Here is an 8,194-nt window from a genome sequence, read left to right as displayed (position 1 = left end):
GGCCCCGATCCAGACATCCTTCCAGGTGATCGACACATCGGGCACCAGGCGAAAGATCAGCGCAAACAGCAGAGCCACGACGAGCAGGGAGATCACATCATTGCCCCAGGCCCAGGGACCGTCCAAGGCTGGAAACCGCGCATGCAGGCGGCCGCCTGCCACCGCGACGGCTGCGGATGAGAGCAGCGACACCAGCATGAGAAAGCCCATGACAAACACCATGCCGAAGGAAAAGACGCGCTCCTTTACCAGCGTGAAAACCGGATGACGTTTTGAGGACACACCCCAGATCTGGTTCAGCGAATCCTGCAGTTCTCCAAACACACCCGAGGCACCGACGAGCAGAACCACAAAGCCTGTCAGGGTTTCAAAAAGGCCGGTGCTGGTCGCGGCTGTCTCGCGCAGAATCAGCTCCATCATCTCCGCGCCCTGATTGCCGACGAAGTTCCTGAACTGGCCGACAATTTCAGCGCGCGCCGAATTGCGCTCCACCACGAGACTGAGCAAGGACAGCACAATGATGGAGAGCGGCGCCAACGAGAAGACGGTGTAGAACGAAAGGGCCGCGCCCATTTTTGGCACCCGGTGTGCGTCCCACTGACGGAACGTCTCGCGCAGCATGGTAAGAGCCGTTTTCATGGGCTGTTCAGGCCTTGTCACCAAACGCCAGATCTTTCTGCAGTTCATGCTTTTCTGACACGCCGTCTCGCAGGAAGGGCTTCAGCCAGATGCGTTCGATCGCCGCGTAGGAGGCCAGGATGGGCAGTGCTGCCAGAGCCCCGGGGATGCCTGCCAGAAGAACACCTGCAAGGAGGCCCAGCAGCACCGTAAGCGTGGACACCCGGAGGTGTTTTCCGTAAACCTTGGGCACGATGTAATAGGTCTCGAGGGCATGAAACAGCAGATACATGCCCACGACGATCAATGACGTTCTGGGGGACACGCTCAGCGCCAGCAGAAACGCCGGCACCGTGGCGATGATGAAGCCCAGGATGGGCAGCACATCCAGTAAACCGGCCAGCAGTGCCAGCATCAGGGCCCCCGGCACTTTGAGCACGGCCAGCACGATAAAGGCATACACCGTGACGAGCAGGGAGGTGATGAACTGCCCGGTGACATAACCAAAGATCACCTCGGAGATTTCTCCCGAGGTGAGGCGCAGCTTGGCACGCTTCAAGGGAGAGAAGAAGGCCAGCAGCCATTCATAGGTCTTGCTGCCATCAACCACCAGATACAGTGCGATCACCAATATCAGCACGACTTCTGAAATACCGCTGAGCGCGATGCCTCCTGCGGACCAGAAGTTGCCCAGCCAGGTGTAGGCCTCTGACCAGTTCGCGCTGCCAACCAGGTGTGTGATGTTGAGACGCATGGCAGTGCTGAGGGGCAGCTGCTTGAACGCATCATCATACAACTGCGGCAGGGTATGGCTGAAGGTTGTCGCCCTGTCGAGCAGCGTGGGAACAATGAGCGCCAGGCCGAAGATGAGCATCATCAACAAACCGCCGATGACCAGCAGCAGGCTGGCCCAGTGCTGCATGCCTTTGTCATCCAACCAGTCCACAAACGCATGCAGTGTCACGGCGAGAAACAGCGCGAGGAATACCAGCAGCAGCAGCGGCCACAGCACATAGATGGCATAGGCGGTCATCGCTGCTGCAAATACCTTGATGAAGGTGACCCACGGAATGTGCAGCTCCACGCGCTGAGTCACAACCTCTACAGAGACGGGCGGCATGGCGGGCTGCTCTGGTGGTGCCGCAGTGGCAGGAGTTACATCAACTGCGGGCATAGAGAGTGAGTTTCAAAATGGATGACGCTGCTTGCAGCCTCATGCTCGACTGCCATGCCCGCATCCGCCATGGGGTGTAAACCCACCCTCCTCTCATGCGGCCTCTTCCAGCATGGCGCACCCGGCAGGGATCGAACCTGCGACCAGCCGATTAGAAATCGGCTGCTCTATCCACTGAGCTACGGGTGCCTCGCTTGACCGGCGCGATCATAAGTCTATCTGCGGCTTGAGCAAGGGCGCGCTTCACTCGGGATGCAAGCCGAACATCTGCAGCACCACTCGGAGCATGTCGCCGAGCTTGTTGTCGTAGGGGCGCTCGGGGTGGAGGATGGCCCAGCCGCGCTGCCTGCCGATGGCAGCGAGGCTGCGGGAGGGGTGGACGAGCACGCCGTAGCCGGCGTATTCGAGCAGAGGGAGGTCGGCGGCGCTGTCGGAGTAGCTCCAGCTGTGGGCGCGCTCTTGATCGGTGAGTTCGGTCAGGCCGGGCACGACCTCCTCCATGGCGGCGATCTTGGCCGCGTGCTTGTTGTTGCCAGTGATGAGCCGGGGCATGCCGGGAAATTTGGCGCCGACCTCAAAACGCGTGGCGATGCAGTGGTCAAACCCGAGCGCGTGGGCGATCTCATGCGCGTAGAAGTCGGGGCTGGCGGTGTTCAGCACCAGCACGCGGCGCTGGTGCTTGTGGCGGAGGATTTCGGCGCGGAGTGATGGGTAGGCCCACTTCGGCACGCAGATTTCGGCGAACTCTCTTGCGTACCTAGCCAGGCGCTCGCGAGGCATGCCGCGCAGGTAGCTCAAAAAGGCGCGCTTGGCCGTGGCGGTGCTGGCCAGGCCGCAGGCACGAGCCAGTGCGACTGGCACGAACAGACCGTGCAGCAGCACGCGCCAGGGCTCGCGGTGCAGCACGAAGTTGCAGAAAAGCGCCTGCGTGTCGAACGGCAGCAGCGTGTGATCGAGATCAAAGAAAGCGTAGGAGCGTGCAGGCATGACGCGGAGGGGGGGGGGCGGCGCAGAGCCTAGCGCCGCGTTTCCATCTGGCAAAACATTCCCAGCCTTGACGGATGCAGCGGCGGACGGCAGTGTACACACCCTTTTCCCCCAAAACCCTCATGGCCCAAGAAACCACCCTCATCCTGCTCAAACCCGACTGCGTCGCACGCGGTATCAATGGCGAAGTCCTCAAGCGTCTCGAAGACGAAGGCTTCCGCGTCCGTGGCTGCAAGATGATCCAGCTCACCGATGAGCTGCTCAAGGAGCACTACTCGCACATCGCGGACAAGCCTTTCTTCCCGGACGTGGCCAGCTTCATGAAGAGCAAGCCCGTCATTGCCGTGGCCATCAGCGGGGAGAACATCATCTCCCACGTGCGTGATCTCCTGGGCCCTACGGATTCCAAGATCGCACCGAAGGGCACCATTCGTGGTGACTTCGGCACGGACAAGATGACCAACGTCGTCCATGCCTCCGACTCCCCAGAAGCCGCCGCAGTCGAACTGAAGCGCTTTTTCAAGGACGGCGAGATTTTCAGCTATTGAGGCATTCTGCTTTGCCGCTACACTGCGCGGCGCAGGCATTCCCCCACGCCGCTGTGGTGAAATGGTAAACACAGCAGACTTAAAATCTGCTGGGAGGTAACTCCCTTGCCGGTTCGAGTCCGGCCAGCGGCACTCTGCCTCATGGCAGAGTGAGTCGGGCGTAGGGAGTGAAAGGACGATGGAATGTGAGCAGCCTGAAAAACGGTGGCCCTTAAAGTTTGGAGGGCATTTGCAGCTTTGCAGTGTGCGATGCCTCAAGGGGCTCAATTTTTTTCGCGCGGAGAGGGTGGGATTGCCTTCGGCTTTCCCTTTGTTGCTTCGCTTTGAACGATGCCTCACCTTGCTCACTTCGTTCGCGCGGAGAGGGTGGGATTCGAACCCACGGTGGGGATAAACCCACGCCAGTTTTCAAGACTGGAGCCATAAACCACTCGACCACCTCTCCTGGTGCTGCGTTGCGGAACGGGGACAGTAGGCAATGCGAGGCAATCTGCCAAGAGGAAGTTTGCATGAGCTGCAAGTCAGGATTGATCCACGGCGAGGGGCCATCCATGGTCATGGCGCATGATCCACAAGACCGCACTGATTGATTCGAGCGCCCAAATCGACCCCGCTGCCGAGATCGGCCCCTATGTGGTGATCGAAGGGCCGAGTGTGGTGGGGGCTGGATGCCGGATTGAGGCGCATGCCCAGCTGGTGGGACACGTGATCGTGGGGGAGGGGACGCGAATCGGACGCGGGGCGGTGATCGGCGGAGAGCCGCAGGATCTGGGCTTTGATCCCGCCACCCAGAGCAGCGTGGTTTTGGGCAAAAAGAATGTGATTCGCGAGCACGTGACGATCCACCGTGGCAGCAAGGCTGGAACGGCGACGAGGATCGGTGATGGCAATTATCTCATGGTGGGCAGCCATCTGGCGCATGATGTGGTGCTGGGGGACCGGAACATCCTGGCCAACGCGGTTTTGCTAGGCGGGCACATTCACGTGGGCAACAACACCTTCATCGGCGGCGGGGCGGTGTTTCACCAGTTCCTGAGAATCGGAGATTTTTGCGTGATCCAGGGGAACGGCAGCTTCAGCAAGGACATTCCCCACTACTGTGCGGCACAGCGCATCAACCGTATCACCGGGCTGAATGTGATCGGTTTGCGGCGGCAGGGGTTCACCACGGAGGAGCGCGGAGCGATTAAAGACCTGTTTCAGCAGCTTTTTTGCGGGGGATTGAACCTGACACAGGCTGTAGAGCAGGCGCTGACCCAAGAGTGGCCTGACAAAGCGCGGCGACTGCTGGAGTTTGTCCAAGCACCGAGTAAAAAGGGTGTATGCCCCGTGAGACCCGGACGGGAGGACGACTGAAGCGAAAAAAGTCCGGCTTTTTCTTGTCACCGTGATCCCGGTAGCCTATTTAGGTCGCTCTCATTGCCTGTTCGTGTAGGGCGATGTCCTCTCGTGTTATGATTTTTTCAAAATTTTGCGTGACGGTCCTCGTGTGCGCCTTGGCCTTGGCCGGGGCGGCGAACGGGCAATCCCTTCTCGACAGTCTCACGAGCGATCTAAACATTCGTGGTCTAACCACTACGATGGATCCAGAAACGGGTGTCGCGACTGTGACGGGTGATGTGCATATTCATTACGGTGATGTCGAAATGCGCTGCGGCAGTGCGCAGTACAATCAGTCCACGGGTGAAGTCGTTGCCAAGGACGGGGTGACGATTTGGCGGGACGGAATGCTTTACCACGGGGATTCGATCACCTACAACTCGATCACGGGTGAGATGTCAGGCCGCAATGTAATCACCGGCATCGGTGCAGGTAATCAGCAGGGCATCTCTGGAACAGGGATCACCGCCGGTGGTGGTCCCACGGGCGGCGGCTTCAGAAGGACATCGGGCATGTTTTTCTTCAAGGCGGAAGATTTCCACTCGGGGAGCAAGCTTGAAAACCGTATTGATGCCAAGGGTGTGACATTCACATCGCATGATGTGCAGGACCCGAATTACCATCTTCGAGTCAAAGAATTGACGGTTTATCCAGAGGACAAGGCCATCCTCAAGGATGTGAAAATGTACGCTGGGAAAACACCGTTTCTCTGGCTGCCGCAGATCACCAAATCACTGGATGAAGACAGCAGCATGCGCATTGGCCCTGGCTATCAAAGCCGCTGGGGTGCGTTCCTGCTGACCCAGATGGCGGTTGTGCATGGTGATCACACCTTCGCGAAATACAAATTCGACCTGCGCAGCAAGCGTGGTGTGGGTGCTGGCGTGGACCTCTTTTCGATACGTAACAGTGCCAACCGGCAGAATTTTGGCACTCTGAAGTTGTATGGCGTCCGTGACACCGACCCTACAACGAACGCCACCAGTGCCATCCGTTATCCGGTGCCTCAGAACAGGTATCGGGTCAATTTTCAGCACCGCATCTATCTTCCCGGCCCGGATGTGAGCACTTGGTATCTTGATTTCGACATCAACAAGATCAGCGACATCCACTTCTACGAAGATTTCTTCTTCAATGATTACCGCACCAATCGCGAGCCTGACAATCAGATCTCGCTCATCCACACGAATGAGGCCTACGTCGCCACCTTGATGGCGAAGTTCAAGCTGAACAATTTCTATCGGACGACGACTCGTCTGCCGGAGCTTTCCATCGACTTCACCCGCAGGCCTCTGTGGAATTCCGGGGTGTTTCACCAAGGCACGATTACCGCTGGCATCATTGGTGAAATGGTTGGAGCGCAGGAAAGAGCTGAGTTGATCCGTTTGCAGGCACTTGGAGTCTTGGGGTTGCCGAGCGTGCTGGGTGATCCACTCGGAACCGCTCCCGAATCCTTCCTAGGCCTCGTGGGAGCGCCACGAACTGCCGCACTGACGCCCGTCGATATCACCCAGGGATTGGGAGCTATTTACAGCAGGCTTGCGCAACCTGGATATGCCCGGTTTCACACCTACCATGAGTTGCTTTATCCGAAGGCTTACATGGGCTGGCTGAATGTGACGCCCAGGATCGGTGCCGGCATGACGAGCTACAATGGGATTGTGGGCAGCACCACAGGCCTGAAAAATTATGCCCGGGGTATCTTCAGCGCTGGGCTGGACGTTTCCTTCAAACTTTCCAAGAACTGGAGCGATGTGCAGGTTCCATCCTTGGGAATCAATGGAATACGTCATGTGTTCCAACCTTACCTGAACTATTCGTATCTGGATGCCAGTCAGAATGCGGGGGTTCCTGCCATTGACCGGCTTTCCACCACCACCCGGCCGCGCTCCATTGATGTTCCGTTGTTTACGGCTGTGGACAGTCTGCGCTCTTGGAATGTGGCGCGTGTCGGATTCCGCAATCTTTTCCAAACGAAGCGAGATTACATATCCAGCAGCGGTTACGGCAGTTTCTGGGAGACGCCAGAGGGCGGAGACAACCAAACCTACACTTGGGCGGGGATGAACACCTATGTAAATGTGTTTGGCCAGGACCCGGAATATGGCCGCAGCCTGTCCAATGTGTATAATGAGCTTTTCTGGTCTCCGGTGCCTTGGGCCACGGTGAAATCAGATCTGCAATTGCCAATCACCAGCGGTGTCGGTGCCTTTACTGAGGCCAACAACAGCGTGAGCTGGATGTTGGGCAAAAACACCTCCATCGAGCTGGGACATCAGTACATTTACGACCATCCCTTTTTCCGAGACAGCAGTCTGGTTTACACACGCTTTTATGCGCGGTTGAACGAAAACTACGGCTTTAACACCTATCACATCTACGAAGCGACCAACGGCATTCTCCAGTTCCAGAGCTACAGCTTTTCAAAGGACTTGAGCAGCTGGATTGCCTCCTTTGGGTTGATGTCACGCAACAATGGCAATGGCGTCTCTGATTTCGGCCTTCTGCTTTCCTTCACGCTCAAGGACTTCCCCAAATTCAATTTTGATCTGGACATGGACCCCAATCCTGGCGGTCGCGGGGGCAGGCAATAGTACTGCCTGCTGCTTGAGATTGGAGCTTGGAAAAGAACCCGGGTATAAAGGCGCTCAGTCAGGAGTGTGCTGAAGCGTTGGAAACAGCCCTTTCATCCGAACGATGGATGGCCCTATGCAGGCTGAATTGGATGTCTAAATCCCAAATGCATATACCATGATCCGTTGAAAGCAGGTCTGCCGACGGAGGAGGGTATGTTTGAAAATGTACTGGAGCGCTGAACGTGGCGTGAGCGTGAGGGATCGGGACGATCCCTCTCCTTCAGAACGCTAACGCGTTCGCAGAGCATCCCTCTCGATGGCTTCACTCTCGCGGCTTGGACTTTTTTCTACTGCGCGTTGGTACTGACTGAGGTTTCGGTCAGTGTAAGAAAGCAAAATCCATCCTCCCTTTGAGGAGGGAAGATGGATGGAGAATGGCACAAATTGTCAGAGACTTACATCCCCCCGCCGCTTCGGGCGAGGAAATTGAGAGCCAAGGTGGCAACAGCGAGAATAAAAACTAACCAGGCGAGAGGCATGAGATGAGAGAGTGAGATTGAGGAGATCCGTCAATTCTTCAAGGAATCGGCAACAGTTCGGCTTTGAACTTCTCGTTGGACCAGACACCGGTCGTCAAGGAGTGAGTTTCCCAAGCTTGCTTGTTGTCAGAAGGGACCATGATCGGGGATTCGCCAAGGGGATCAGATTTGATAGCATCCGCTCCAAACATCTGAACCACCATCAAAACGGCGGAAAGAACAAAGCAGATCACCGAAAGCGGAACCAAGCCTGCCTCTGGATCCTTTTCTTCATAGAACTGTTCCGCATCAGCGGCAGCGCTGCGCTTGACGGGGGCGCTGGGAGGAGCGGAGATGGACGGGCGCTGCATGGCCTGCGTTGGCTGCAGCTTG

Annotated in this window: 7 protein-coding genes and 3 tRNA genes; 4 read left to right on the top strand and 6 right to left on the bottom strand. The window is 57.3% G+C overall.

The genetic code is table 11. From position 1 onward, the window contains the following. The 4 genes from ACIREA_RS04395 to ACIREA_RS04380 all read right to left on the bottom strand — a co-directional run. On the bottom strand, positions 1–639 hold a 639-nt coding region (locus ACIREA_RS04395), incomplete at its 3' end, for a YihY/virulence factor BrkB family protein (RefSeq protein WP_397380936.1). A gap of 7 nt (positions 640–646) precedes the next feature. Then, a complete protein-coding gene (locus ACIREA_RS04390; protein WP_397380934.1) occupies positions 647–1,792 on the bottom strand; it encodes an AI-2E family transporter in 1,146 nt (381 codons plus the stop codon). 113 nt (positions 1,793–1,905) lie between these two features. Further along, positions 1,906–1,981, bottom strand: a tRNA-Arg gene (locus ACIREA_RS04385). Positions 1,982–2,035: 54 nt separating this feature from the next. Next, entirely contained in the window at positions 2,036–2,779 is a 744-nt protein-coding gene (locus ACIREA_RS04380) for an HAD family hydrolase (RefSeq protein ID WP_397380932.1), read from the bottom strand. Between the two features lie 122 nt (positions 2,780–2,901). On the opposite strand from ACIREA_RS04380, the gene ndk reads away from it, so the two are divergent. Together ndk and ACIREA_RS04370 are read left to right on the top strand one after the other, a co-directional pair. Then, on the top strand, positions 2,902–3,327 hold the full coding sequence (gene ndk, locus ACIREA_RS04375) for a nucleoside-diphosphate kinase (protein ID WP_397380930.1): 426 nt from the start codon (positions 2,902–2,904) through the stop codon (positions 3,325–3,327). Between the two features lie 47 nt (positions 3,328–3,374). Then, positions 3,375–3,459, top strand: a tRNA-Leu gene (locus ACIREA_RS04370). A 226-nt stretch (positions 3,460–3,685) separates the two neighbouring features. Here ACIREA_RS04370 and ACIREA_RS04365 read toward each other — a convergent pair. Beyond that, a tRNA-Ser gene (locus tag ACIREA_RS04365) sits at positions 3,686–3,772 on the bottom strand. 119 nt (positions 3,773–3,891) lie between these two features. Between ACIREA_RS04365 and lpxA the strand changes: the two genes are divergently transcribed. Both lpxA and lptD read left to right on the top strand, forming a co-directional pair. Further along, complete coding sequence (lpxA, locus tag ACIREA_RS04360) at positions 3,892–4,683, top strand: acyl-ACP--UDP-N-acetylglucosamine O-acyltransferase (protein WP_397380928.1); 792 nt, start codon at positions 3,892–3,894, stop codon at positions 4,681–4,683. A gap of 98 nt (positions 4,684–4,781) precedes the next feature. Next, positions 4,782–7,301, top strand: coding sequence for an LPS assembly protein LptD (gene lptD, locus ACIREA_RS04355; protein ID WP_397380926.1), 2,520 nt, complete (start codon positions 4,782–4,784; stop codon positions 7,299–7,301). Between the two features lie 559 nt (positions 7,302–7,860). On the opposite strand, the gene ACIREA_RS04350 is transcribed toward lptD, so the two are convergent. Next, positions 7,861–8,172 carry a hypothetical protein gene (locus tag ACIREA_RS04350; RefSeq protein ID WP_397380924.1) on the bottom strand — a complete coding sequence of 104 codons (312 nt, stop codon included), beginning with the start codon at positions 8,170–8,172 and terminating at the stop codon, positions 7,861–7,863. Positions 8,173–8,194: the final 22 nt, after the last annotated feature.

This window comes from Prosthecobacter sp. (assembly GCF_044373815.1).
Classification (GTDB): domain Bacteria; phylum Verrucomicrobiota; class Verrucomicrobiia; order Verrucomicrobiales; family Verrucomicrobiaceae; genus Prosthecobacter.
This window is presented reverse-complemented; position numbering and strand designations above follow the sequence as displayed.